Origin of the sequence: Diaphorobacter sp. C33 (genome assembly GCF_030503915.1) — a bacterium.
GTDB lineage: Bacteria > Pseudomonadota > Gammaproteobacteria > Burkholderiales > Burkholderiaceae_C > Diaphorobacter > Diaphorobacter nitroreducens.
In genome coordinates this window covers 3515941-3541358 of record NZ_CP129980.1, presented here as the reverse complement: position 1 = coordinate 3541358, position 25418 = coordinate 3515941, and the positions used below count along the sequence as shown (strand labels likewise).

General features: G+C 64.2%; 19 protein-coding genes and 2 pseudogenes. 2 read left to right on the top strand and 19 right to left on the bottom strand.

The window, feature by feature from the left end:
• Positions 1 to 102: 102 nt before the first annotated feature.
• The 12 genes from QY917_RS16700 to QY917_RS16645 all read right to left on the bottom strand — a co-directional run bounded on the left by QY917_RS16700 (position 103) and on the right by QY917_RS16645 (position 13476).
• Positions 103 to 879 (bottom strand): enoyl-CoA hydratase, encoded by a 777-nt coding sequence (locus tag QY917_RS16700; protein ID WP_123674951.1) that lies wholly within the window; start codon positions 877 to 879, stop codon positions 103 to 105.
• A gap of 17 nt (positions 880 to 896) precedes the next feature.
• Positions 897 to 1739 (bottom strand): acyl-CoA thioesterase II, encoded by an 843-nt coding sequence (locus tag QY917_RS16695; protein ID WP_011804051.1) that lies wholly within the window; start codon positions 1737 to 1739, stop codon positions 897 to 899.
• Positions 1740 to 1764: 25 nt separating this feature from the next.
• The gene (locus QY917_RS16690) at positions 1765 to 2661 is read right to left on the bottom strand and encodes an alpha/beta fold hydrolase (RefSeq protein WP_123674950.1); all 897 of its coding nucleotides are present in this window, start codon (positions 2659 to 2661) and stop codon (positions 1765 to 1767) included.
• A gap of 80 nt (positions 2662 to 2741) precedes the next feature.
• Positions 2742 to 3938 (bottom strand): acetyl-CoA C-acyltransferase, encoded by a 1197-nt coding sequence (locus QY917_RS16685; protein WP_123674949.1) that lies wholly within the window; start codon positions 3936 to 3938, stop codon positions 2742 to 2744.
• A gap of 21 nt (positions 3939 to 3959) precedes the next feature.
• Positions 3960 to 6362 (bottom strand): 3-hydroxyacyl-CoA dehydrogenase/enoyl-CoA hydratase family protein, encoded by a 2403-nt coding sequence (locus QY917_RS16680; RefSeq protein WP_123674948.1) that lies wholly within the window; start codon positions 6360 to 6362, stop codon positions 3960 to 3962.
• Between the two features lie 99 nt (positions 6363 to 6461).
• Positions 6462 to 6896 carry a DUF2147 domain-containing protein gene (locus QY917_RS16675; RefSeq protein ID WP_011804047.1) on the bottom strand — a complete coding sequence of 145 codons (435 nt, stop codon included), beginning with the start codon at positions 6894 to 6896 and terminating at the stop codon, positions 6462 to 6464.
• A gap of 52 nt (positions 6897 to 6948) precedes the next feature.
• On the bottom strand, positions 6949 to 8745 hold the full coding sequence (locus QY917_RS16670; protein ID WP_123674947.1) for an acyl-CoA dehydrogenase C-terminal domain-containing protein: 1797 nt from the start codon (positions 8743 to 8745) through the stop codon (positions 6949 to 6951).
• A 67-nt stretch (positions 8746 to 8812) separates the two neighbouring features.
• A complete protein-coding gene (locus tag QY917_RS16665) occupies positions 8813 to 9478 on the bottom strand; it encodes a TetR/AcrR family transcriptional regulator (protein WP_123674946.1) in 666 nt (221 codons plus the stop codon).
• Positions 9479 to 9684: 206 nt separating this feature from the next.
• Complete coding sequence (gene slmA, locus QY917_RS16660; protein WP_123674945.1) at positions 9685 to 10329, bottom strand: nucleoid occlusion factor SlmA; 645 nt, start codon at positions 10327 to 10329, stop codon at positions 9685 to 9687.
• Positions 10330 to 10520: 191 nt separating this feature from the next.
• Complete coding sequence (gene argB / locus QY917_RS16655; protein ID WP_011804042.1) at positions 10521 to 11411, bottom strand: acetylglutamate kinase; 891 nt, start codon at positions 11409 to 11411, stop codon at positions 10521 to 10523.
• Between the two features lie 74 nt (positions 11412 to 11485).
• The gene (locus tag QY917_RS16650) at positions 11486 to 12586 is read right to left on the bottom strand and encodes a glycosyltransferase (protein WP_123674944.1); all 1101 of its coding nucleotides are present in this window, start codon (positions 12584 to 12586) and stop codon (positions 11486 to 11488) included.
• Complete coding sequence (locus QY917_RS16645; protein ID WP_369684866.1) at positions 12583 to 13476, bottom strand: glycosyltransferase; 894 nt, start codon at positions 13474 to 13476, stop codon at positions 12583 to 12585. The genes QY917_RS16650 and QY917_RS16645 overlap by 4 nt, the downstream gene beginning before the upstream one ends.
• Between QY917_RS16645 and QY917_RS16640 the strand changes: the two genes are divergently transcribed.
• Positions 13450 to 17268 carry a methyltransferase domain-containing protein gene (locus QY917_RS16640; RefSeq protein ID WP_123674943.1) on the top strand — a complete coding sequence of 1273 codons (3819 nt, stop codon included), beginning with the start codon at positions 13450 to 13452 and terminating at the stop codon, positions 17266 to 17268. The two genes, QY917_RS16645 and QY917_RS16640, sit on opposite strands and share 27 nt — an antisense overlap.
• A 104-nt stretch (positions 17269 to 17372) precedes the next feature.
• Here the strand turns inward: QY917_RS16640 and QY917_RS16635 are convergent.
• A pseudogene (locus tag QY917_RS16635) lies at positions 17373 to 17798 on the bottom strand (SAM-dependent methyltransferase); the annotation flags it as partial.
• Positions 17799 to 17861: 63 nt separating this feature from the next.
• Between QY917_RS16635 and QY917_RS16630 the strand changes: the two are divergent.
• A protein-coding gene (locus QY917_RS16630) for an IS3 family transposase (RefSeq protein WP_085945346.1) occupies positions 17862 to 18991 on the top strand; the annotation gives its coding sequence in 2 pieces (ribosomal slippage) (positions 17862 to 18123 and positions 18123 to 18991; 1131 coding nt in all).
• Positions 18992 to 19053: 62 nt separating this feature from the next.
• Here QY917_RS16630 and QY917_RS16625 read toward each other — a convergent pair.
• The 6 genes and pseudogenes from QY917_RS16625 to QY917_RS16600 all read right to left on the bottom strand — a co-directional run.
• Positions 19054 to 19485 (bottom strand): annotated as a pseudogene (locus tag QY917_RS16625) (SAM-dependent methyltransferase); the annotation flags it as partial.
• Between the two features lie 27 nt (positions 19486 to 19512).
• A complete protein-coding gene (locus QY917_RS16620; RefSeq protein ID WP_123674941.1) occupies positions 19513 to 20406 on the bottom strand; it encodes a bifunctional 2-polyprenyl-6-hydroxyphenol methylase/3-demethylubiquinol 3-O-methyltransferase UbiG in 894 nt (297 codons plus the stop codon).
• 18 nt (positions 20407 to 20424) lie between these two features.
• Positions 20425 to 21735 (bottom strand): ABC transporter ATP-binding protein, encoded by a 1311-nt coding sequence (locus tag QY917_RS16615; RefSeq protein WP_123674940.1) that lies wholly within the window; start codon positions 21733 to 21735, stop codon positions 20425 to 20427.
• Positions 21732 to 22535, bottom strand: a complete 804-nt coding sequence (locus QY917_RS16610; RefSeq protein WP_302078010.1) for an ABC transporter permease — start codon at positions 22533 to 22535, stop codon at positions 21732 to 21734. Before QY917_RS16610 ends, QY917_RS16615 begins: the two co-directional genes overlap by 4 nt.
• Before the next feature lie 80 nt (positions 22536 to 22615).
• Positions 22616 to 23530 (bottom strand): peptidylprolyl isomerase, encoded by a 915-nt coding sequence (locus tag QY917_RS16605; protein WP_302078008.1) that lies wholly within the window; start codon positions 23528 to 23530, stop codon positions 22616 to 22618.
• A gap of 96 nt (positions 23531 to 23626) precedes the next feature.
• Positions 23627 to 25273: a cell surface protein gene (locus QY917_RS16600; protein WP_302078006.1), complete on the bottom strand. Its 1647-nt coding sequence runs from the start codon at positions 25271 to 25273 to the stop codon at positions 23627 to 23629.
• Positions 25274 to 25418: the final 145 nt, after the last annotated feature.

The following is a 25418-nucleotide window of genomic DNA, read 5'->3' as shown; positions in this document are numbered from 1 at the left end:
CACAGCCATCCTATCCAACAGCCGCGGTGATCGCCCAGCGCCTTGCGCGAACGTGCCGTGGATGCCGGCGCCACCCTGCTCTGTCCGGTGGCGGGGAGGATGTCAGCAGGCGCTGAAATCCGGGCGGCGTTTGTCCATGAACGCGGTGAAGGCCTCGCGGGCGGCGGGTTCGCGCAGCATGCGGCCAAAACTCTGGCCCTCCTCAGCCATGCGCTCCAGCACGGCGGCGGTCTGGCTCTTCTTGAGCAGGCGCTTGGTTTCGATCAGGGCCGACAGCGGCTTGGCCGCGAGCTTGCGCGCCTGGGCCTGGGCCACCATGTTGCATTCGGTCGGCGGCACCACGCGGTTGACGAAGCCGACTTCCAACGCCGCCTCGGCCATGAAGGGCTCGCCCAGCAGCAGCGCCTCGGCCGCGCGGTGGTAGCCCAGCATCTGCGGCGCGAACAGGCTGGAGGCGGCCTCGGGGCACAGGCCCAGGTTCACGAAGGGCATCGAGAATGCCGCGTTGTCCCCCGCGTACACCAGGTCGCAGTGGAACAGCAGGGTGGTGCCGATGCCCACCGCCGGGCCGCACACCGCCGCCAGCACGGGCTTGGGAAAGGTGGCGATGGCGCGCAGGAAGCGGAACACGGGCGCGTCCTGCGTGGCGGGCGGTTGCTGCAAAAAGTCGCCGATGTCGTTGCCCGCACTGAAGATGGCCACGTCGCCCTGCAGCACGACCACGCGCACCGAAGTGTCCTGCGCCGCGGCCTCGAACGCATCGGCCAGCTGCGCGTACATGGCCGTGGTGATGGAATTCTTCTTCTCCACGCGGTTGAAGGTGATGGTGGTCACGCCCTCTTCGGCGTGGACCAGGATGTCTGCTTTCGTGGTACTCATGGGTGTTGCTCCGGGGGTCATTCTTTGTAATAAACGATCTGGTGGCTGGTGGCCAGCATGGCGCCGGCCTCATTCCACAGCTGCACGGTCTGGTCGAAAAAGCCGTTGCGAAACTCCTGCGCGCGCGCCTGGCCCAGCAGGTAGCCCGTGCCGGTCTGCGCCAGCAGGTCCGCGCCCGCATGAAAGTACACGGTGATGGACACGGTGCCCGCGGGCACCTGGCGCGCGCGGCGCAGCCACACGCGAGGGAAGAACACATCGGCCAGCGCCGCCAGCGCGCAAAAGTCCAGCGCCCGCGCGGGCGCGTCGCGCATCCACAGCTGCGACAGGCTGGTGTCGCCGCTGTCGTCCCACTGTTCGGGCAGCGCGCCGGTCACCGGGCGCATCTCGTAGCGCTGCAGCCATTCCGAGCGGAACGCCGGTTGCACGGGTTTGCACTGCGCCGGCGCGGGGACCTGCGGCATGGGCGTGTCGGCGGCACCCCAGGTCTCGCGCCGGGCGGCCGTGACCACGGTGGCCGTGGTGGTGACCACGGGCGCTCCGTCCGCCCCCGCCTGCAGGATGGACAGCGTCCAGTGCTGGGTGGAGCGGTTGGTGCGCACCGGCGTGGCCTGCAGCGTGAACGGCCCCTCTGCCAGCGCGCCCGCGTAGTTCACCGTGAGCGACAGGGGCTCGCCCAGGCGGTCGGGGTGTTGCATCACGGCCTGCAGCAGCGTGGCCGCGGTGATGCCGCCAAACGGCCCGACCATGTTCCAGTAAGCCGGCGAGGTGTGGCCGGTGTACTGCCCGGCCCCTTCGGAATGGCTGGACGAGAGCGCCAGCGCCGCGTCCAGGGGATGAATGCTGTGGTGCGTAGTCATGGGTGCGAGTGTGCCGTGATTCGGCTCAGCCTGCGGTGGCGGTGGCACCTGCGGTGCCCTGCGGCTGCGCCTGGGCCAACGCCTCCAGCTGCTGCAAGGCGCGGGGCCACAGCGTGTCGCGGAACTGTTCGCGGAAAAATCCAAAGTGCCCGATGCGCCGCGCCTGCGCCTCGTGCGGCGCGATGCGCTCCACGCTGCACGGCGCGTTCGCATACAGCGCCAACAGGCTTTGCGTGCCGCGCCAGGTCATGAGCTCATCGTCCTGCATGGACCAGGCGTGTACCGGAAAGCGCACCGCCGCGTAGCTGCGCTGGGCGGATTCTCCCTCCGCCCCCACGCTGTAGCGCGGGTGCAGGCACCAGCGGCGCCACTGCAGCATCACCCCCGCGGGCAGGTCGCCCACGGCGCGCAGGCGCCGCCCAGGGAAGTAGCCGCACAGCCGCACCGACAACGGCACCAGCACATGCCAGAACGCAGGCATGGCGCGGCGGATGCGGGGTGCGTTGTCGCGCCAGTAGCCGCTGCCCGCGGCGACGCTCAGCAGGCCGCTCACGCGCGCATGCTCGCGCAGCAGCCCGGGCAGCTGCGCGCCCAGGCTGTGCCCCAGCAGCAGCAGCGGCTGGCCAGGCAGCGCCTGGGCTGCATGGGCGATCACCGCGTCGTAGTCGCGCGCCCAGTCGAACAGGTTGGCCCGCACCTCGCGCATGCCACCGTTCAGCGACTCGCCCTGCCCCCGGTAGTCGAAGGTGGTGACCCGCAGGCCCTGCTGCGCCAGCCAGGCGGCGAACGGCCCATAGAAGGCCTGGCGCACGCCCATGGCGCCGCCAATGACGACGCTGGCGCGCGCGGGGCCAGTCCGTGGCGCGTACACGCGCAGCGCCAGCGGCACTGCGCCATCGACCATCAGGGTTTCACTCTGCATGGCTTGTCTCCATGAAGGCGGCCGGTCTGCGCCGGCTCGGCTGCAATCCCCGCGCGCTGCCGCGCGGCAGTGGCGCTTACTTACACGCGCTCGAAGATACCCGCCGCGCCCTGGCCCATGCCCACGCACATGGTGACCATGCCGTACTTGAGCTGCTTGCGGCGCAGCGCATGCACCACGGTGGCCGAGCGGATGGCGCCCGTCGCGCCCAGCGGGTGGCCCAGCGCGATGGCGCCGCCCATGGGGTTGACCTTGGCCGTGTCCAGCCCCAGCGTGTTGATGACGGCCAGCGACTGGGCGGCGAAGGCTTCGTTGAGCTCGTACCAGCCGATGTCGTCCTGCTTCAGACCGGCATAGCGCAGCGCGGCGGGAATGGCCTCGATCGGGCCGATGCCCATGATGGACGGCGGCACGCCCTTGCTGGCGAAGCTGACGAAGCGCGCCAGCGGCGTGAGGCCGAAGCGCTTGACGGCGGATTCGCTGGCCAGGATCAGCGCGCCGGCGCCGTCGCTGGTCTGCGAGCTGTTGCCGGCCGTGACCGTGCCGCGCGCGGCAAACACGGTACGCAGCTTGGCCAGGCCTTCCAGGCTGGTGTCGGGGCGGGCGCCCTCGTCCAGGCTCACGGTGCGGGTGCTGGCAATGACTTCGCCCGTCTCCAGGTTGGCCGCGCGGTCGGTCACCTCGATGGGCGTGATCTCGTCGGCAAACTCGCCGGCCTGCTGCGCGGCGATGGCGCGGCGGTGCGACTCCAGCGCGAAGGCGTCCTGCGCCTCGCGGCTCACCTTCCACTGCTGGGCCACCTTCTCGGCGGTGAGGCCCATGCCGTAGGCGATGCCCACGTCGCCGTCACGCTCAAAGATGCTGGGCGACAGGCTGGGCGCGTTGCCCATCATGGGCACCATGCTCATGCTCTCCACGCCAGCGGCGATCATCACCTCGGCCTCGCCCACGCGGATGCGGTCGGCCGCCATGGCCACGGCCGACAGGCCCGAGGCGCAGAAGCGGTTCACCGTGATGCCGCCCACGCTGGTGGGCAGGCCCGCCAGCACGGCGCCGATGCGCGCCACGTTCAGGCCCTGCTGCGCCTCAGGGATGGCGCAGCCGCAGATGATGTCCTCGATCGAGGCGGGGTCCAGCCCCGGCACCTGGGCCAGCGCGCTCTTGAGCGTGGTGGCCAGCAGGTCGTCCGGGCGGTAGTTGCGGAAAAAGCCCTTGTGCGAACGGCCGATGGGCGTGCGCGTGGCGGCAACGATGTAGGCGTCTTGGATCTGTTTCATGGTTTCTCTCCTCGGGCGGCCTCAGTTACGCACCGGCTTGCCAGTGTTGAGCATGCCCAGGATGCGCTCCTGGGTCTTGGGGTGCTCGATCAGGGCGCAGAACGCCTTGCGCTCCAGCGCCATCAGGTATTCCTCGCTCACCAGCGTGCCGGCGTCCACGTCGCCGCCGCACACCACTTCGGCGATCAGCGTGGCGATGTGCTGGTCATGCTCGCTGATGAAGCCACCGTCGCGCATGTTGACCAGCGAGCCGCGGATGGTGGCAATGCCGCTGCGCCCCGCCACGGGGAACAGGCGCTTGTGCGGCGCGCGCCAGCCGCCGGCGGCCATGGCCTTGGCTTCGTTGATGGCGACGAACAGCACCTCGTCCTTGTGCGGCACGATGAGGTCGCTGTCGAGCAGGTAGCCGAGCTTCTTCGACTCAAGGGCGCTGGTGCCTACCTTGGCCATGGCCGCGGCGGTGAAGCCTTCGGTCAGGAAGGGCAGGAGGTCCTTGCCGGTGCTGGCGGCGGCGTTCTCGGCCGCGCGGCGGGCGATGTAGGTCAGGCCGCCGGCGCCGGGCACCAGGCCCACGCCCACTTCCACCAGGCCGATGTAGCTTTCCATGTGGGCCACGCGGCGTGCGCTGTGCACGGCCAGCTCGCAGCCGCCGCCCAGCGCCATGCCATGGATGGCCGAGACCACCGGCACCTGGGCGTAGCGCAGGCGCAGCATCAGGTTCTGCAGCTCATGCTCCACGCCCTCGATGGCGGCAATGCCGGCCACCACGTAGGCAGGCATGGTGGCCTGCAGGTCGGCGCCCACGCTGAACGGCGCGTCGCCCGACCAGATGACCATGCCGTCGTACTCGCGCTCGGCCAGGTCCACGGCCTCCATCAGGCCTTCCATCACGTCGGGGCTGATCGCGTGCATCTTGCTCTGGATGGAGGCGATCAATACCTTGCCATCGAGCGTCCAGGTGCGCAGCGCATCGGTCTCGCTGATGGTGGTGCCGGCCTTGCGCCAGTCGGGCAGGTTGTCCTCGCCCAGCAGTTTCTCGGGGAAGTACTGGCGCTCGTACACCGGCAACTGGCGGCGCGGCACGAACTTGCCTTGGCGCGCGCTCCACGAACCCTGCGCCGTGTGCACGCCGCCGGCATCCGCCACCGGGCCCTTGAACACCCATTCGGGCAGCGGCGCCTTGGACAGTGCCTTGCCCGCGTCAATGTCCTCCTGGACCATCCTGGCCACCTCCAGCCAGCCCGCCTCCTGCCACAGCTCGAACGGCCCCTGGCTCATGCCGAAGCCCCAGCGCATGGCCTGGTCCACATCGCGCGCGGTGTCGGCAATCGTGGCCAGATGCACCGCAGCGTAGTGGAAGCTGTTGCGCAGGATGGCCCACAGGAACCGGCCCTGCGCGCCCTCGGCGTTGCGCAGCAGCTTCAGGCGCTCGGCGGCGGGCTTCTTGAGCATGCGGCCGTACACCTCGTCGGCCTTGGCGCCGGCGGGCACATATTCCTCGCTCTCCAGCTCGAAACGCAGGATGTCGCGACCCACCTTCTTGTAGAAGCCCGCCTTGGCCTTCTGGCCCAGGTTGCCCAGCTCGATCAGCTTTTGCAGCACGGCGGGCGTGCCGAAGCTGCCGTAGAACGGGTCGGTCTGCTCGTTCAGGTTGTCCTGCAGCGTCTTGATGACGTGGGCCATGGTGTCCAGGCCCACCACGTCGGCGGTGCGGAAGGTGCCGCTGGAGGCACGGCCCAGCTTCTTGCCGGTGAGGTCGTCCACCACGTCGAAGGTCAGGCCGAAGTTCTCCACCTCCTTCATCGTGGAAAGCATGCCGGCGATGCCCACGCGGTTGGCGATGAAGTTGGGGGTGTCGTGCGCGCGCACCACGCCCTTGCCCAGGCCGCTGGTCACGAAGGCTTCGAGCTGGTCGAGCACCTCGGGGCGGGTGGTGGGGGTGTTGATCAGCTCCACCAGCACCATGTAGCGCGGCGGGTTGAAGAAGTGGATGCCGCAAAAGCGCGGCTTGATGGCGTCGGGCAGCGCCTCGGACAGCTGGGTGATCGACAGGCCCGAGGTGTTGGACGCCACGATGGCGTGCGGTGCGACGTGCGGCGCGATCTTCTTGTACAGATCGAGCTTCCAGTCCATGCGCTCGGCGATGGCCTCGATGACGAGATCGCACTCGCCCAGCAGCGCCATGTTCTCCTCGTAGTTCGCCTGCTGGATCAGCGCGGCGTCGTCCGCCACACCCAGGGGCGAGGGCTTGAGCTTCTTGAGGTTCTCCACGGCCTTGGTGACGATGCCGTTCTTCGGACCTTCCTTGGCGGGGAGATCGAACAGCACCACCGGCACCTTCACATTGACGAGGTGGGCCGCGATCTGCGCGCCCATCACGCCCGCGCCGAGCACGGCGACTTTCTTCACTTGGAATCGGGACATTTGCTTGTTCCTTGGATGGTGGGATACGCACGGGGCCGCGCGCCAGGCCCCCGCCACGCGGGCGGGCCGGCTGCGGCGCCGTGGCGCTCACTGCTTTGCTTACTGCACGCGCTGCCAGGTCTGGGTACGCCAGAACGGGCCCAGGAAGCCGCGCACCTCCAGCCGCTTGCCGCCCTCGATGGGGGTCAGGCTGGCGCGGTATTCCTTGCCGTTTTCGGGGTCGAGGATCTTGCCGCCCTCCCAGACCTCGCGGTCATCGGCCTTCTTGACGCCGCGGATGATCTCCAGCCCCGCGATCGCCTTGCCCTTGCGGTCGTCCTTGCACTCGGTGCAGGTGGCGGCAGGGTCGGCGTCCTTTTTGAGGGACTTCTCGATACGGCCGTTCAGCACGCCGCTGGTTTCGGCAATACGGATCTCGGCCTTGGCCTCGCCCGTCTTGTCGTCCACGCTGCGCCACAGGCCCACGGGGGACATCTGGGCCCATGCAGGGGCTGCGATTGCTGCAAAAATAATAGCTGCTAGCGCTTGTCTCATAAGGCCTCCAGTGCAAAAACGTTCAAAAGTAGCAATGCGTGCAGTCGCTGCCTCAGGCCAGGGCGGCGTCGGTGTCCATGAGCACCTTGCTGCCGGCGCGGGCGGTGCGCATCAGCGTGTGGACTTCAGGGAACAGCTTGGCGAAGTAAAAACGCGCCGTCTGCAGCTTGGCCTGGTAGAACGGGTCGGTGTTGCCAGCGGCAATCTCGCGCAGCGCCACCTGGGCCATGCGGGCGAACATGTAGCCGAACACCAGGTGGCCGGCCACCCGCAGGTAGTCCACGGCGGCGGCGCCCACCTCATCGGGGTTCTGGAAGCCGCGGAAGCCGATCTCGGTGGTGAACTTGGTCATCTGGTCGCCCAGGTAGGCGATGGGGTTGATGAACTCGGCCATCTTCTCGTTCACGCCTTCTTCGGCCACCAGCTGCCCGACCAACTTGCCGAACTTCTTCAGCGTGGCGCCGTTGTTGCCCAGCACCTTGCGGCCCAGCAGATCCAGCGACTGCACGGTGTTCGTGCCTTCGTAGATCATGTTGATGCGGTTGTCGCGCACGAACTGCTCCATGCCCCATTCCTTGATGAAGCCGTGGCCGCCAAAGACCTGCATGCAGGCGTTGGTGGCAATGTGCCCGTTGTCGGTGATGAAGGCCTTGACGATGGGAGTCAGCAGCGCCACCAGCTCGTCGCTGTCCTTGCGCACCTTCTCGTCGGGGTGGCTGTGGGCCTTGTCCAGCAGCAGCGTGCAAAAAATCTGCAGCGCGCGCGCGCCCTCGGCGTAGGCTTTGGCGGTGAGCAGCATCTTGCGCACGTCGGGGTGCACGATGATGGGATCGGCCTCCTTGTCCTTCGCCTTGGTGCCCGACAGGCTGCGCATCTGGATGCGGTCCTTGGCGTAGGCCAGCGCGTTCTGGAAGGCCACTTCGGTCAGGCCCAGCGACTGGTTGCCCACGCCCAGGCGGGCGGCGTTCATCATCACGAACATCGCGGCCAGGCCCTTGTTGGGCTCGCCCACCAGGGTGCCGATGGCGCCGTCGATGGCAATCTGCGCCGTGGCGTTGCCGTGGATGCCCATCTTGTGCTCCAGGCCCGTGCAGTAGATGGGGTTGCGCTCGCCCAGCGAACCGTCGGCGTTCACCTTGAACTTGGGCACCACGAACAGGCTGATGCCCTTGCTGCCCTTGGGCGCGTCGGGCAGGCGGGCCAGCACCAGGTGCACGATGTTGGAAGTGAAGTTGTGCTCGCCGGCGCTGATGAAGATCTTGTTGCCGGTGATCTTGTAGGTGCCATCGGCCTGGGGCTCGGCCTTGGTGCGCAGCAGGCCCAGGTCGGTGCCGCAGTGCGGTTCGGTCAAGCACATGGTGCCGGTCCATTCGCCGCTCGTGAGCTTGGGCAGGTACAGCTTCTTCTGCTCGTCGGTGCCGTGGGCGTGCAACGCCTCATAGGCGCCGTGCGACAGGCCGGGGTACATGGTCCAGGCCTGGTTGGCGCTGTTGAGCATCTCGTACAGGCACTGGTTCATCACGAAGGGCAGGCCCTGGCCGCCATAGGCGGTGTCGCACGACAGCGCCGCCCAGCCACCTTCCACGTACTGCGCATAGGCCTCCTTGAAGCCCTTGGGCGTGGTCACCTCATGCGTCTGCTGATTCAGCGTGCAGCCCTCGGTGTCGCCGCTGATGTTCAGCGGGAACGCCACGCCGGCGGCGAACTTGCCGGCTTCTTCCAGCACGGCGTTGATCGTGTCGGCATCCACCTCCGCATGCGGGGGCATGGCCTTGAATTCGTCGGTGACCTTAAAGACTTCATGCAGGACGAATTGCATGTCGCGCAGCGGAGGCGTGTAAGTAGGCATGTGGAGACTCCTGGGAAGAAGGAAGGGTGGAAGAGAAGAAAAACCGAAATACGGACGGTGGCAGGACTCAACCGCGGTGGCCAGGCAGCGCGCTGTAGCGCGCCAGGATGTTGTCAAAGCCCGTGTTGGCCCGGTCGATGGAGCCAGGGGTGTGCAGGAAGCGCGCCTCGTAGTGCAGCGCCAGGATCAGGCCGTGGATCTCGAACAGCATCTGGTCCTCGCTGACGTCGTCGCGGATCTCGCCGCACTCCTTGCACTGCTGGATGGCGCGCTTCATCGCGGCCTGCCAGGTCATCACCGAGTTGGCCAGCGCATCGCGCACCGGGCCGGTGCGATCGTCGAACTCCACCGCGCCGCTGATGTAGATGCAGCCGGAGTCGATCTCGATGGAGGTGCGCTTCATCCAATTGGCAAACAGGGCGCGCAGGCGCGGCACGCCGCGAGGGGCCTGCATCGCGGGGTAGAACACTTCCTGCTCGAATCGCGTGTGGTACTCGCGGATCACCGAGATCTGCAGCTCCTCACGCGAGCCGAAGTGCGCGAACACGCCTGACTTGCTCATGCCCGTCACGTCGGCCAGCGCACCGATGGACAACCCCTCCAGGCCGATGTGCGTGGCCAGGCCCAGGGCGGCATCGATGATGACGGCCTTGGTGTGTTGCCCCTTGTGCAGCGCCCGGCCCTCGCGGCGTGGCGCGCGAACCGTCTTGATGGGGGAAGGAGAAAGAGACATGAGGCAAAATAAAACGAACGATCGTTCTATTTTGCATAAAACAGGCAGGTAACGCCAGTATTTCCAGGCGCGCAGAACGCGCTTCGGGGTAAACCCCTAAGTGGATGATTTATCGAGCCCCACCATCGCGGGGGACCGTGCCAAGGGCGAAATGGTTACCGCGCCTTTCGCGGGTGGTCATGCCATCACGTTTGCCTGCGCCGGCGTTACAGCCACAGTGCCAGAGTGGCGTCCAGGTGTTCCGTCGGCATGCGGCGAAAGCCCGTGCGTGCGTAGCGCTGCAGGCGTCCGCGGATCAGGTCGGACAGTGCGGCCGCCCGCACCTGTGTCTGCACCGTGGGTGTCGCCGAGCCGTCCGCGTCGGCCACGGGCCGTAGGCACTGGCGCAGCGTGGCCTCCACCTTGTCGAAGAACAGGTTCATGCGCTGCTGCAGGCGCTCGTTTTCGAAAACCAGCGCATCCCCCACCATCACGCGCACCATGCCGGGGTTGCGCTCACCAAATTGCAGCACCATGGCCGTGATGCGCGCCGCGCGCTGCGCGCCCTCAGACTCGCCACCGCGCTCCATGATCTGCTGCACAAGGGTAAAGACGCTCTGCTCGATGAAATCGATGAGCCCCTCGAACATCTGTGCCTTGCTGGCAAAGTGGCGGTACAGCGCCGCCTCGCTCACCTGCAGGCGCGCCGCAAGCGCTGCCGTGGTGATGCGCTCGGCCCCGGGCTGCTCCAGCATGGCCGCCAGGGTCTGCAAGATCTGCTCACGCCGCTCGCCCGGCCGCGGCCGGCGGCGCGCGGCGGGCGCGTCGTCGGTGGAGGCTGGCGCGTCAGTAGCAGGCGTGAATTCAGTCATGGGGCATGGATCGGGGGGAGCAACAAGTGTGTGCAATTGATTCTCGCACACCACGACTCCAGCGTCGTGACGGCTGCTCGCTGTTGCCACGACCCCGGAATTTGCTTCCAAAAAGATAGCTGCTAACGCTTGCAGGACAAGCGCTGCAGCCATTTTTACCCCAATACACCCGGGCCATGCCCGAAAAGAGCCTAGTGACTCCGGATCATGGTGCCGTAGGCCTGGTCGGTCAGAATTTCCAACAACATCGAATGCGGTACGCGGCCATCAATGATGTGCACGGCATTCACGCCAGCCTTTGCCGCATCCAACGCCCCGCTGATCTTGGGCAGCATGCCGCCGGAGATGGTGCCATCAGCGAACAATGCATCAATTTCGCGCGCCGTCAGGTCGGTGAGCAGCTTGCCTTCCTTGTCCAGCACACCAGGGGTGTTGGTGAGCAGCACCAGTTTCTCTGCCTGCAGCACCGTAGCTAATTTACTCGCCACCACGTCGGCGTTGATGTTGTAGCTTTCGTTTTCCTCGCCAAACCCGATCGGGCTGATGACGGGAATGAAGGCATCGTCCTGCAGCGCCTTGACCACGCTCGGGTCGATCGCCACGATGTCACCGACCTGCCCCACGTCATGTTCGACGCTCGGGTCCTTGTTGTCCACCATCTTGAGCTTCTTGGCACGGATCATGCCGCCATCGCGCCCCGTGAGGCCCACAGCCTTGCCACCCGCCTGGTGAATCAGGCCCACGATGTCCTGCTGCACCTCGCCGGCCAGCACCCATTCCACGACTTCCATGGTTTCGGCATCGGTCACGCGCATGCCCTGGATGAACTCGCCCTTCTTGCCCAGACGGTTCAGGGCTTGCTCGATCTGCGGGCCTCCGCCGTGCACTACCACCGGGTTCATGCCCACCAGCTTGAGCAGCACCACGTCTTCCGCAAAGTCGGCCTGCAGGGCCGGGTCGGTCATGGCGTTTCCGCCATATTTGATGACCATGGTCTTGCCATGGAACTTGCGGATGTACGGCAGCGCCTGGGCCAGGATCTCAGCCTTGTCGCGCGGCGCAATCGAAAGAAGGTCGGTCATGTGTACGGGAAGATTGACAAGCGTGGATTACAAACAGCGCAAATTGTGCCGCATCCGGCGCACGCGCGCCGCCTTCAGAAGCGCATCCAGTCGGGCACCTTGAAGCGTACGATTCCGATATAGGCCGCCACGTAAGTGGCACCAAACAAGCCACAGAACGCTATGAGCACGGGCGTGTTATTCCAGAACAACACGGCGGGCACCACCGTGAGCATGGTGAACGCCCAGAGGTAGGGCGATGTACGGTTGTTGCGCTTGAGCATGCGACGCGCCTCGTCCTCATGGAACACCCGCCGCACGATACGGCGGTAGATCAACTGGTGGAAATGCAATGCATCCGCCATCCCCGGAGATACGCCACGCACCAGCTTGCGATAAATGGAGAAGAGCGTTTCCCAGACCGGATAGATCAGCAGCAGCATGGGGAACCAGGGCGAAACCTCCACATTGCGCTGCACCAACGATAAGCTTGCCAACGCAATCACCACGCCCCAGATATAAGCCCCCCCATCGCCGGCAAACAGCATGCCGCGGGGGTAGTTCCACACCAGAAAACCTACGGTTGCCGCCGCCATGCAGACCAGCAAGGAGGCCAAGGCCCGGTCGCCCACCTGCAGGCACACATGGGCCAACGCCAGGGTCACGATCAACGCGACCATACCCGCGAGACCGTTGTAGCCATCAATGATGTTGAAAGCATGGGGCAAGCCGGCAATCGCCAACAGCACGATACCCATCCCAAGCCAAGGCTCCCGCCGCAGCATCGCGTCCAGCCAAGGCAGTCCCAGGCGCGGGACGTTCAACTCCAGCAACCACACTGCCAACCCCCCGGAGACCAGTGTGAGGAGCAGTCGATAGCGCACCGACAGTCTTTGGGTGATGTCCTCCGTGATGCCGCCCAACGCCGCAGGCAGCAGCGCCACCATCCACAAGAACACCCAGTAGCCTAGGCGCAACGAACCCGGGTCCCCCGCCCGGGTCTGCCATACACCCAGCATCCAACTGCTGCACAAGCCGACCAACACCGCCACGCCGCCGAGGCGCGGTATCTCGCCCACGTGGAACCGCTGGGGCATGGAATCACTGTACGCGGCCGTGCGGCCACCCGCCCAACGGATGATGTAGGCAGCCGACAGCCCAGCACACAGAAAACCCACCAGAGACAACCAAATCATGGGGGGCCGATCCTACGGGAGCTGTGGATATCCAGAGGCAACAAATCTTTAGCTTGGCGGTAAACAGGCGAAAGCCATAGCCGCAGCAAACTGCGCACATGCCACAGGAGGTAGCGCAGGCGGCGGTGGCTGGCGCGCTCCCCGCCGTGGACTATTACCACCGGGACGCGACGTATGGCCCACCCCGCCAAACGGATACGCAAACTCAAATCCACGTCCTCACAGTACATAAAATAGCGCTCATCAAATCCCCCCACTTGTTGCCAGACAGTACGTGGCAACACCAGGCATGCGGCGTTAACCCAATCCACCCGGGCTTCACCGTGTCTCAAGATGCGGCGGCGCCACAGTGCAGCAGGGGTGGGCAATGCCCGTTCACTGTCCTGCTCTTTTCCCACGCCATCCACCTGAACGGGGTACGCGCACCCCACGCCTGGCTGCAGTACTGCAGCCACCAAAGCGCCAAAGGGATCCGAAGTTAAGCGCACATCGGGGTTCAGCACACAAACGCAATGCTCCTTTGCATCGCACAGGGCCCGATTGTGATTGGCCCCAAAACCCAGCGGCTGCTGATTGCGTCGCACCTGAAGCTCAAACGGCCACAACTGGTGAGGTGGCAACGGCTCATCCGCCTGGTTGAGCGTCAGCACTACCCGGGTGACACTGGCTTTGCAATATCGCGCCAAGTCTTGAAGCAAAGCGCCCACGAGCGGTCCATGCCCATGGCTGACCACGGACACCACCAGGCCGCCGGAACATGAGGAAGCTGCTTGCATCGGGTCGGTATTGTCGCTGTAACCAAGGTCACTGACAGGGCCGCCAGACCAGAGGGCCCCACCTACCCCCTTGGTCATAATCTGGGGATGACACAGAACATCGAGGATTTGCACGTCTATCTGCGCAGCATCCGCCCGGACGAGCGCACCTCTCTTTCCGTATTGGCCGGTCTGGTGCATGAGGGCGCCACCGTATTGGATTTGGGCTGCGGCAGCGGTGCGCTGGGCCAATACCTGTATGAAACCCATCAATGCATCTGCGATGGCCTGACCTGGAGCGAGGCCGAGGCGGCCCACGCCCGCCCTCACTACCGCCAAGTGGTGGTAGACGACTTGGAAACCTGCAACCTTCTTACAACTTTTACGACAAAGCACTACGACTACATCGTGTGCGCCGACGTGCTGGAACACCTGCGAGCGCCCGAGCGTGTGCTGGCCGCCTGTCGCGAGCTGCTCAAACCCAGTGGCGGGTTGCTAATCTCGGTACCCAACGCGGGCTATGCGGGCCTGGTGGCCGAGTTGCTGCAGGGCGAGTTTCGCTACCGTGAAGAGGGGTTGCTGGACCGCACTCACTTGCGTTTCTTCACACGCCGCTCACTCGCGCGCTTCCTGGGCGATCAGGCGTGGGCCCTGGACAGCCTGGATACGATCCGCCGCGAAATGCCCGAGTCCGAATTCCAGGCTGCATTCGATCAACTCCCGCCAGCCGTCGCGCGTTATCTGCTGGGCGCGCCCGATGCACTCGCTTACCAGTTCATTGGCGTGGCGCACCCCGCAGCGCAACCGGTCACCGCAGACCAATCTGGGCCGCCCGACGCCGATCCCGCCTACGCGCTGTTCACTGCGCAGCTCTACTTCGGTCATGCCGGCCAGTACGCCGAGGACCGCAAGCTCACAGCCACCGGCATCATCGGCCGCGAACGCCAAGCCCTGCAGTTCGTGCTGCCCGCGACCGGCGTGCCCATATCCCACCTGCGGCTGGACCCCGCTGACCGGCCAGGCTTCCTACATCTGTATGGCCTGGCCCTGCAAGGGCCCCAGGGCGAAACGATCTGGTCCTGGGATGCAGCCAGCGCCATCGAACCCCTGCTCGACAGCACGGCACATAGCCAGATCGTCTGGCAGGCCCCGCTGGCCGCGGCTGCGCCAGCCACACTGCTCCTGCTGACGGGCGAGGACCCCTGGCTCCAACTGCCCATTTCGCAAGACGTGCTGGCGACCAGCGCACAAGCCGGCGCCATGTTGACAGTGGAATGCGGCTGGCCGATGTCGGCCGATTACCTGGCACTGTCCAGCACGGTCCAACCCCTCCAGGCCAAAATCGCCCGCATCGAAGCCCAGGCACATGCCATGCAAGGGCAACTGGAAGGCCAGTTGGGCGAAGCCCGCCACTCCCTAGAGGTAGCACAGGCCGCCAATCAGGAACTTGCCAGCACCAACACCGTATTGATGCAACAGCGCTCCGATCTGAAGGATGAGTCGGCGCAGTTCCAGCGTAACGCCACCCGTCTGCAGTACGAGCTCACTCAGTTGCAGCGAGATTTTGGAGAGCTGGCCAACCACCTGAAAACCATCGAAAGCTCCACCGTGTTCCGTGCGACCCGTCCCATCGTTCACGCCAAGATGCGCCTGGACCGCCTGCTGGGCCGCGCGCCCCGCCATACGGCTGCCTCCACAGAACGGGTGCCCCAGCCACTGCCGCCCACCGCGCATCCAGTGGACATCATCGTGCCGGTCTACCGGGGCCTGGCCGACACACGGCTGTGCATCAATTCCGTGCTGGCCAGCCCCGTACGCACGCCGTATCGGCTGATCGTCATCAACGACTGCAGCCCCGAGCCCGAAGTCACCGCCTGGCTGCGCGAACGTGCCATTCAGGACGAACGCATCACCCTGCTCGAGAACGTGGAGAACCTCGGCTTCGTAGGCACCGTCAACCGGGGCATGGCCCTGAATGAAGACAACGATGTGCTGCTGCTCAACAGCGACACCGAGGTCGCCAATGACTGGCTCGATCGCATTCGCGCCGCTGCCTATGGCGACAGCAAGGTAGCGTCCGTCACCCCGTTCTCCACCAATGCCACCATCTGCAGCTACCCGCAATTCTGCAAGGACAACGCCCTCCCTCCGGGCTACGACACGGCCCGCATGGATGCGCTGTGTGCGCGCACGAACCCCGGCGCGGTCGTGGATGTGCCCACGGGAGTGGGCTTTTGCATGTACATCCGCCGTGACAGCCTGCGCGATGTGGGCCTGTTCGATACCGAAAACTTCGGCAAGGGCTATGGCGAGGAGAACGACTTCTGCCAGCGCGCCATCCGCAAGGGTTGGCGCAACCTGCATCTGCTCGACACCTTCGTGCTGCACACGGGCGGTGTGAGCTTTGGCGACAGCAAGAGCCCGCGCGAGCGCGCGGCCATGGAAACGCTGGCACGCCTGCACCCCGGCTATGCGCGGGATGTCCACGCCTTTGTCCAGACAGACCCGGCCCGCCCCTACCGCCTGGCGCTGGACGTGGCCCGCATTCGGGACGCAGGCCTGCCCGTGGTGCTGGCCGTGCTGCACGACCGCGCGGGAGGTACCGTGCGCCATGTGCGCGAGCTGGCCGCTCACCTCGCGGACCAATCGCAGTTCCTCACACTCACCCCGGCGCCTGGCCACAGCGTCCTGCTGCGCATGGCCGGAGAGAACGAGGGCTTCGAACTCGCCTTCCGGCTGCCCGAGCAGTACGACGACCTGATCGACGTGCTACGCCGGCTCGGTGTGCGGCATGTGCACTTCCATCACCTGCTCGGACACGGACAGGCGATCCGCGATCTGCCTCATCTGCTGGATGTGCCCTACGATTTCACCGCGCACGACTATTACAGCTACTGCACCCACATCTCGATGACTGGCAGCGACAACCGCTATGTGGGCGAACTGGCACCCGGGCAGTGCAAATGCTGCCCACCAGACATGGCGGCGCCGCTCGACGGCACCGTCGCGCAATGGCGCGGTGCCAATGCGCGGCTGCTCACCGGTGCGCGCCACGTATTGGCACCCAGCCACGACACGGCCCGCCGCATTGCCGGCTTCGCTCCGGCGGCACGCGTGCACGCCGTGCCGCACACCGACGTGCCCACGAACGCCGCGCTACCCGCGCCAGCGCCGGCACCTCTGCAGCCGGGCGCACCGCTGAGGATCGCGGTGATCGGTGCCCTGAGCGCCATCAAGGGCGCCGATGTGCTGGAAGCCGCCGCCCTGGAGGCGGCGCGGCGCAATGCCCCCATAGAGTTCCACCTGCTCGGTTTTGCCTACCGCCATCTGCAAACCCAGCCGCGCGCACGCTTGACAGTGCACGGCGCCTATGAAGAGCAGGATCTGCCCGGCCTGCTCGCATGGCTGCAGCCCGATCTGGTTTGGTTCCCCGCCCAATGGCCCGAAACCTACAGCTACACGCTGAGCGCCGCACTGCTGGCCGGTTTGCCCGTGGCAGTGCCGAACCTGGGCGCCTTTGCCGAGCGCATCGCCGGGCGGCCCTGGAGCTGGGTGTACGACTGGGAGCTGGACGGCAAGGGTTGGGTGGACGCTTTCACCACCCTGCACACGCAGCACTTCTCCACCGGCAATACCCCAGTGCCAGGAGATGCGCAGCCCGGGACGGAAATCCCGTCCACAGAGGACGACTGGACTTACCGCCGCGATTACCTGACCGGACTGGCGCCCGCCGCACCGGCGGATGCGCCCGGCCTCGACCATGCAGCCCTGCTGGCCTACCTGCCCAAACCGACGCCCGCCGACGCCGCAAAATCCGGCTTGCTGGGGGCGGTCGTCTATCTGCGCTCCCTGCCCGTGCTACGTGGCGTGGCGCGCCGCATCCCCGCGCACTGGCAGCGGCAGGTCAAGAATTGGCTCAGAGCTTGATGTGAAAAACAGGAGCTTATGGCGCTTGCCATACGGTGATTTCACATGGAAATCAATCTGAAACCACCGTATATCAAGCGCAAACAGCTCTTTAATTCATAGCATCACTTGCTCAACAGCAGAAATATCTCATTGTTGAGCAACCAATCCTGCGGGTAGCGATCACGCAGAGACTGCGGGACTTCCATGTCCAGATGGCGGCGCTCCTGTCGCACGACATGAAAGCCCACATCGGTGGTGGCCTCCACCAGCTCATCGGCCGTGAGCCGGTTGAGCGCGCGATATTCGTTGAAGACGAACTTCTTGTACCCGTCCACACCGAAGTCGGCAAAGCCAAAGTCCACCTCAGCCGCGTCGATCGGCCCCTCATGGGCCTCGATGATCTTCCACAGCTCTTCTTCACTGGCCAGCAGGTGGTGCCAGGGAACGTCGTCATACCGGCGCAGGTGCGAGCCGAAAGGGGAATAGAACAACGGTTCGATCTGAATGAAGAAGTAGCCTCCCGGGCGTAGGCAGGCATACAGATCCCGTGACCTGCAACCCGCCACCCGTACCAAGGCAATAGAGAATCCGCGCAACCGAGAGGAAGCGCGATGCGCAAGAGCAGGTACACGGACGAACAGATCATTGGGTTCATCAAGCAGGCCGACGCTGGCATGAGCGTTGCGGACCTGTGCCGCCGAGAGGGTTTCAGCTCGGCCACGTTCTACAAGTGGCGAGCCAAGTTCGGCGGCATGGAAGCCAGCGACGCCAAACGGCTGCGCGACCTCGAAGCCGAGAACAACCGGCTCAAGAAGCTACTGGCCGAAGCGGTGTTGGACAACGAGGCGCTGAAGGTGGCCTTCGGCGTAAAGCGCTGAGCCCACCGGCGAAGCGACGCGCGGTGGGCAAGATGTTGGAAGAGACCTCGATCAGTGAACGGCGCGCCTGCGCTTTGGTGGGACTGTCGCGCGACAGCTGGCGGCACCCGCCCCAGCGCGCACAGCACGACCAGGCCACGAGTCAGCGCATCGTCGAGCTCGCGCACGAGCGGCGTCGCTTCGGCTACCGGCGCATTGCGGACCTGCTGCGGGCTGAAGGCACGAAGGTCAACGACAAACGCGTCTATAGGCTCTACAGGCTGGCTGAGCTGTCGGTGCGCAAGCGCCGCGGCAAGCAGCGCCTGAAGCTCGAACGCGTGCCGCTGCACCAATGCCAGAGCGTCAACGAGGTCTGGAGCATGGATTTCGTCAGCGACAGCTTGGCCAGTGGCCGGCGCATCAAGTGCCTGACCATCACCGATGACTTCAGCCACGAGTGCGTGGATATCGCCGTCGACCACGGCATCGGCGGCGAGTACGTAGTGCGCGTGCTGGAGCAGGTGGCGCGGTTTCGCGGTTACCCGCAGGCCGTGCGCACAGACCAGGGGCCCGAATTCACCAGCCGAGCCTTCATGGCGTGGGCGCAGGCCAGGGGCGTGCGCCATATCCTCAACCAGCCCGGCAAGCCCACGCAGAATGCCTACATCGAGAGCTTCAACGGCAAGTTCCGCGACGAGTGTCTGAACGAGCACTGGTTCCAGAGCCTGAAACAGGCCCGTGCCGAGATTGCGCGCTGGCGGGCTGACTACAACGAGATCAGACCGCACAGCAGCTGCGGCCGGATTCCCCCAGCAAAGTTCGCAGCGCGACATCGACAATCAACTGGCGGCGCCGTAACGGCGCCGCTTCAAACCCAGGAGTAATCTCCTTTAACCAGCGGATTTTCTCAAAACGACTGGTACGGGTATTGGGGGCAGGTCACCCGCAGGATCGGTGTCAGCTGCTCGCGCTGCACGTGCTCGAAAGTGGACCAGCTCATAATGCCATCCACTCCCGCATGGCGCTGGGCCAGTGAGGCTCCGGAACGAATGGTCTCAAAGCTCAGCGCAGCCGGCAGCCGTCGCATTCCCAACTGCTCACGTGCAATGCGCGGCAGCTTGGCATATTCCTGACGGATGTCCACACCATGGATCGCCGTCGCACCGTGCCGCAGAACGAGCGCCAGATCCGTGATCCCGTCGCCGCAGCCAAAATTCAGCAGACGCGCCGTGGGGAGATCCAACACCCCCCCCACCCAATGGTTCACGACGTCCGCTGCATACTCAAAATGCGCGCGAAACCATTCGTCGGTGATCTTCCCGGCATCCCACGGAGACACCCCAAACAGCCATTCCTGCCAATGGTTTAACGTTCTCATGTCGACGCCCCGCTCATTGATGCAGACTCATCGTTTGCGCAGCACATAGGCGTCCTGATGGTTCCAGAAGTGCACTGGCGCTTGGTGCACCAGCGCGCCAAGACCCCACGTCTTCTCGATCTGCGCCAACACGAACGGTTCGGCCGTAAAGGCAGTGCCATACTCGTGCACGTCAATTGCCTGTGATTCGCTGGAGGGGGCGAAGAAGTATCCGTCGTCCTCCAACGTCACATGGTCGAAATCGGCCGCCTTCTGCCCATGGGTACTGAACACCAGCACACCTCCTGGAGCTACTGCACCATGCAAAGCCTGGAGCCAACGTGTCCACGTATGGCGCGGCAGATGGCTGAAAAGCGACAGGACGAACACCAGGTCATATTGACGGGGCCATTGCACGTCCTCGGGAACGCTGGCCGATGGGAACCCCTGCACGCCGAAGGTGGCGCGGGAAAAATCCACCGCATCCGCCACCACGTCGGAGACCGTGACACGCGAAGCTCCGAGCGCCTTCACCAGGTGCCGGGTGAAACGGCCATGGCCACTGGCAAATTCCAGCACGTGGTTCATCTTCAGCAGGGGCTGGTCCACCGCCTCCAGCAGCACCAGTAGCTCCGACAGCGTGCGCCATCCATCGGCAAAATAGTCCCTCAGCGGATTCATGCTCGAGGGATGGCCCGCAAAGAAACCGAAGATGTCGTCATGCGCCGAAATCCGGCATTCCAAGCCCATCATGTTGGTGAAGGACCCCACGAGGCCGTGCTGCTCGATCAATGCGTGCGCCTGCAGCACCACGTCCTTTTCCGCCCGCGCTCGCGCCAGTACCTGGGCCGCTCCGGTGCGGTCGCCCCGCGCCAGCAGCTCCTGGCCTTCTTGTAGCAGTGCCTGCCCAGAACTGGGCGCGTTGTCATGTTGTGAACTCATAGCTATGTGGCGCTTGCATCAGCTCCAGTGGTGCGGCAAGCGAACGAGCCCCGGCAAGGGCTTGGGGAAAATGAATCGGAAATGCAGGAACTGGAACCACTCGTCATAAACCGCGAGTCCCGTCTCATCGAACAGAAATGCGCTGATGACGTAGTCGCCGCTGTGCAGCGGCAGATCAGGAAATGTCAATATCGAGCGCCACGTTCCATCCGGCAACTGCTCGGGAGTGGCGCCATCTTCATGCGTCGCCAAAGAGGTGATTCCCACGCCCTTGGATTGCTCGATCATGAAACCAATATGCGGCCGCTCCTCCCCCCGCCCCCGCACGGTAATGGTGACCACCAGATCCTGGCTGTGCAGAACGGCCGGTTGATCTCCTTCGGGTGTACCCAAATCCTTGACGTCCACCGACAAGATGCAAGCGTCGCCGCGTTCGACCGCGGCCACCGGTGATTCTGACGCGGGGCCGCTAGAGTCTCCCGACGTGGCGTTCGCATCCGACCCCTGTGCGTACGGAATGAGCTCAGGCGCCTCCTCGCCGCGCAGCACGTCCTGCGCCTGCCGCTGGCGCGTGTGCAGATCATAGGCGGCCAGCACCGGCTCCGTGGGCCCCATCTGCACCACCTGCCCGGCCCGCAGCCATAAGGCTGCGTCACACAAATGACGAATGTGATACGGACTATGGGAACAGAACAGAATGGTGCAGCCATTGTTGCGGAAGGCCATGATGCGCTCGATGCATTTCTTCTGGAAATGCTGGTCGCCCACGGCCAATGCCTCATCAATGATCAAGACGTCTGGTTGAACCGCCGTGACCAGCGCAAACGCCAGTCGAACAGACATGCCCGACGAGTAGGTCTTCACCGGCCGGTCCAGTGCTTCACCCAGTTCGCAGAATTCGATGATCTCTGGCTCCAGGCGCGCCATTTCCGCCCCGTCGATCCCTATCAGGCTTCCGCCGAAGTACAGGTTGTCGCGCCCGCTGAAATCCGGATGGAACCCCGCGCCCAACTCCAGTATGGCCGTGACGCGGCCCACGCGCTCGATGCGCCCAGTGGACGGCTGCAACGTGCCCGCCAACAGCTTAAGCAACGAACTCTTGCCCGCGCCGTTGTCGCCAATGACCCCGATGCACTGCCCGCGCCGCAACTCGAACGAAACATCTCGCAGTGCCCAATGGCTCCGATGCGTGGCCTTGCCGGTCACCAGTGCCCTGAGGCGTGAGCGGGGCGATGGATACAGCTTGTACTCCTTGCTGACGCCGTCCACCCGCAACACCACTTGCGAGCCCAAGCCACCGCCGGCGCCACCCACACTCAAGTCCGTCATAGCCAATCCACCAACTGATCACGGCTGCGCGCGATGAGCAGATTCAGCGCTACCACCAGCAAAGCAAGCCACACGGCAGAGACCCACCATACGCTCGCTGGCGGCCACGTTCCCTGCAATAGCACCTGCTGATAGCCCTGCACGAGTGCTGTCATGGGATTGAGCCAAAGCACCCAGGCCCAGGCGTCAGGGAACATGCTCAGCGGAAACAGTATCGGCGAGAGATAAATGCCTACCGAGAGTAGAAAGCCTACAACCTGGACCGTATCCCGGAGGGCTGCTGCCAGAATAGCCAACATATAGCCCAACAATAGACACAACAGCAGCTGCACTGCCAACAGCGCCGGAAGCGCCAGCGTGGGCCACTGGAATCGATGCAGCGGCATGTAAGCCAGCGCGACCAGAAGCAGCAACGGCCCATAGATGACGGCACTTGCCAACACGGTCCGTGTCGTAAAGAGAATGGGGGGCAAAGGGTTTTTCTGCAACAACCCGCCCGCTTCGATCAGACTGTTCATCCCCCGGGAAACGGCGTCGCAAAAGGCCATCCACGGCAAAGCCCCCACGATCAAAAAGGTGCCCACGGCATGCGTAGGCGCCCCGGAGCCCAGACGCATGGAGAACACGACGTCGAAGACCAAATAGTAGGCTGCAACGGTGAGCAACGGCTGCAGGTATGGCCACAGGATGCCGACTGCGGTTCCCGCATGGCGCGCAGCTACTTCTCGTCGGGTCATGACCCCAACGAGCGCACGTGCCCCCCAGACCGCACGCGCGTCATTCCACAAATAAGTCAGCATTCAGCAACCAGTGTGCAAACCAAGCAACCCGCGAAGTTAACACGCCTTGAAAGCCTGCACACCTGCTGCGAGCGACCTGGTTACTTGCCCACAGGGGTAGGAGCTGGCTTGGGCAGTGCGTCGTATCTGGCGGCTACGGCCTTAATAGCCTCTTCATTAATTTTCACACCTAGTTGCATCTTTTGCGCTTCCTCTACGCGTGCCTCCTGAATGGCCGCGTCGCGCACCTCTTTGATTAAGGCCTCACGCACCTCTTCGTAGGGGCGGATACCGGCGGGGCGCCTGTCTTGCAACTGAATAATGTGATAGCCGAACTTGGATTGCACGACGCCGCTCAGATCCCCGGGGTTCTTCAGGCTGAATACAGCCGTTTCGAACTCTGGCACCATGCGCCCCTTGCCAAAGAAGCCCAGGTCGCCTCCTTTTGCCGCGGAACCCTTGTCCGTCGAATGCTCGCGCGCGAGCTTGGCAAAATCACCGCCAGTCTTGATCTCTTCCAACAGCTTCTGAGCCTGTGCACGCTGCTCATCGCCCTCCCCGGCGATCAGAATATGGCGCGCGCGCACCTCTTCTTGCGCTTGAAAGCGCTCGGGCTTGGCCTTGTAGACATTACGAGCCAAGCCTTCTGCAGCTGCAGCACTGGGAGTATGCGCCTTGTCCAGCTTGGCGAGATATGCGTCGGAGAGGACCTTATCCCGCGCAATGCGCAATGCGGCCTGCACTTCGGGATCCTGTGCCAACTTCTGCGCTTCCGCTGACTCAGCCATTGCACGACGTGCATACAGATTGGTGGCAATCTGCATCACAGTCTGCGGGCGAGCCAACACGATGCTGCGCATTTCAACCGGCATGCGCAGCGAGTCGGCCTGAATGTCCGCCTCTGTAATGGAGATGCGCGGCCCTTGCACCAGCGCCTGCTCTTCTGCGGATGCCACACCCGCCGCACATACCGCCGCCACCGCGGCACACAGAGGAAGAAGAAATGCTCGAGTCATGCTTGCGTTCATCGTCAATCTAAAAAAGTAATAAAAAAAGGCGGGGTCTCCCCCGCCTTTTTGGATCGCATCGCTGCGATTAAGTGCCCACGAGAATTAACGCGTGAAGCGGTGCGGCCAGGTGATGCCGTACGTACCGGACAGGCCAGGAGCCACTTGGGGGTTCGACAGCTTGATGAACGAAGCGCCCATCAGCGGCAGACCTTCCACCACGCCAGCGCCCGGAGCGCCGATGTCGTTAGCCGTGGTCACAACACCCCAGCCGTTGGTGTAGGTACCGGACGTGATGGTCGAACGGGCCACGCTGGAGGCCAGCACGGAGTTGCCCAGGTCCTTGAATGCCAGCACAGAAGCCTCACCACACAGCGACACCACAGCGGCTACGCCAGGCGTACGGGGCGAGAACACCGGGCCAGGCGTAGAGGCACCAGGGGTGGTTTCTTCACGATCCCAGAACTTCTGAGCGTCGGCCTTCACGCAGATGTTACCCTTGCCATCCGTCGAGACGGGGGTGTTAGCTGCAAAGAACCACTCATCTTGCAAAGTTGCAGCAGCGTCAGGCGTTACGCCAACGATCAAGTCAGAGAACAGACGATAAGACGTGTTGGAGTCGTTAGCCGGCGTCGTGCCAGAGATAGCTGCATAGTTAGCGGCTACGCTGTAACGGCGGGTGGGCATCGAGAACACCCAGTCAGTCTTGGCGGTGATCGACTCATCGTTAGCGTACTGATTCGTCACCGAGGTCACAGCCAGAGCAGACGTCAGCTTCACAGCCTGGGCCTTGGGGTTGCCAATGTCAGCAGCCAGGTATGGCGTGGACATGTCGGGCAGGTCATAGTAGCCAGCGGCCAGGGCGGGCGTTGCACCGAAGGCCGTACCGTCCGTCTTCAAAGCATCCGTACGCAGCAGCGGGTCAGCCGTGAATGCGTCGATCGCAGCTGCGGCAACGCCGGTATCGATCTGCGGGAAATGCACGAAGTTGCCACGACCATCAGCCACCACTGCAGTGGAAGCACCGGAGAACGTGGTGGTTTCAGGCACATTGATGATGTACCAGTCGCCCATCAGGCCGCCCGTGGGAGTGTTGAAACCAGCGTTGGCAGCGTCAGCTTCCGCCGTGTAGTTCGTCAGCGCAACGCCGAACAGGGTTGCCTCAGCCGGCGAACCAGCCACCGAGCAGGGAGCCACAGCATTCACGTGCTTGATGGCAGTGTACAAGGCAGAGTTCGTGTTAGCAGTGGTGCCGACAGTGTAGAGTTTGTCGCTGGGGATGTCAGCCATGTTGAAGATCTCAACATAACCTTCACGCGTGCCGTTAGCCTTTTCGGCGTCAGACTTGTTGGGGTCCAGACGGTTGGTGGCGAAAGCTTGGGGCGTATTGTTACCCAGGGCAGGCACCGTGCAAGTGTTGTCTGCGCTCTGAATCTGCGCCACACCATCAGCGCCGGCCGTCACAGCAGCAGTCCACACGTCGCCAGGCGACATGAACACCTGGAAGTCCATCACGTCGTCGGAGTTAGCGGCGCCGCGGAAGCGCACCTTCACAGCCTTGCCGTTCAGGGTATCGGTGTTCACCACGTGCAGCACAGTCATGTTGCCATTCTGCGCGCTGTAGTAAGGCACCAGCAGCATATTGCCCACGCCGCCTTCAGACAGCGCAAGGTTAGCACCGAGAGCTTGACCGGACATCGTGCTGTTCGCAGGCGTGACGGCATCAATCAGCAGACCTTGCTGCACGTTCACGCTGCCAGCGCCCGCCGCTACGCCGGTACCGACGATGACGTCAGCCTATGCTGCACCGGCAAAGCCCAGGCCACCAATCATGGCAGCAATGCTCAGGGCCAGAACATTCTTTTTCATACAAAAAACTCCAGTTGAAAAGTTGGTA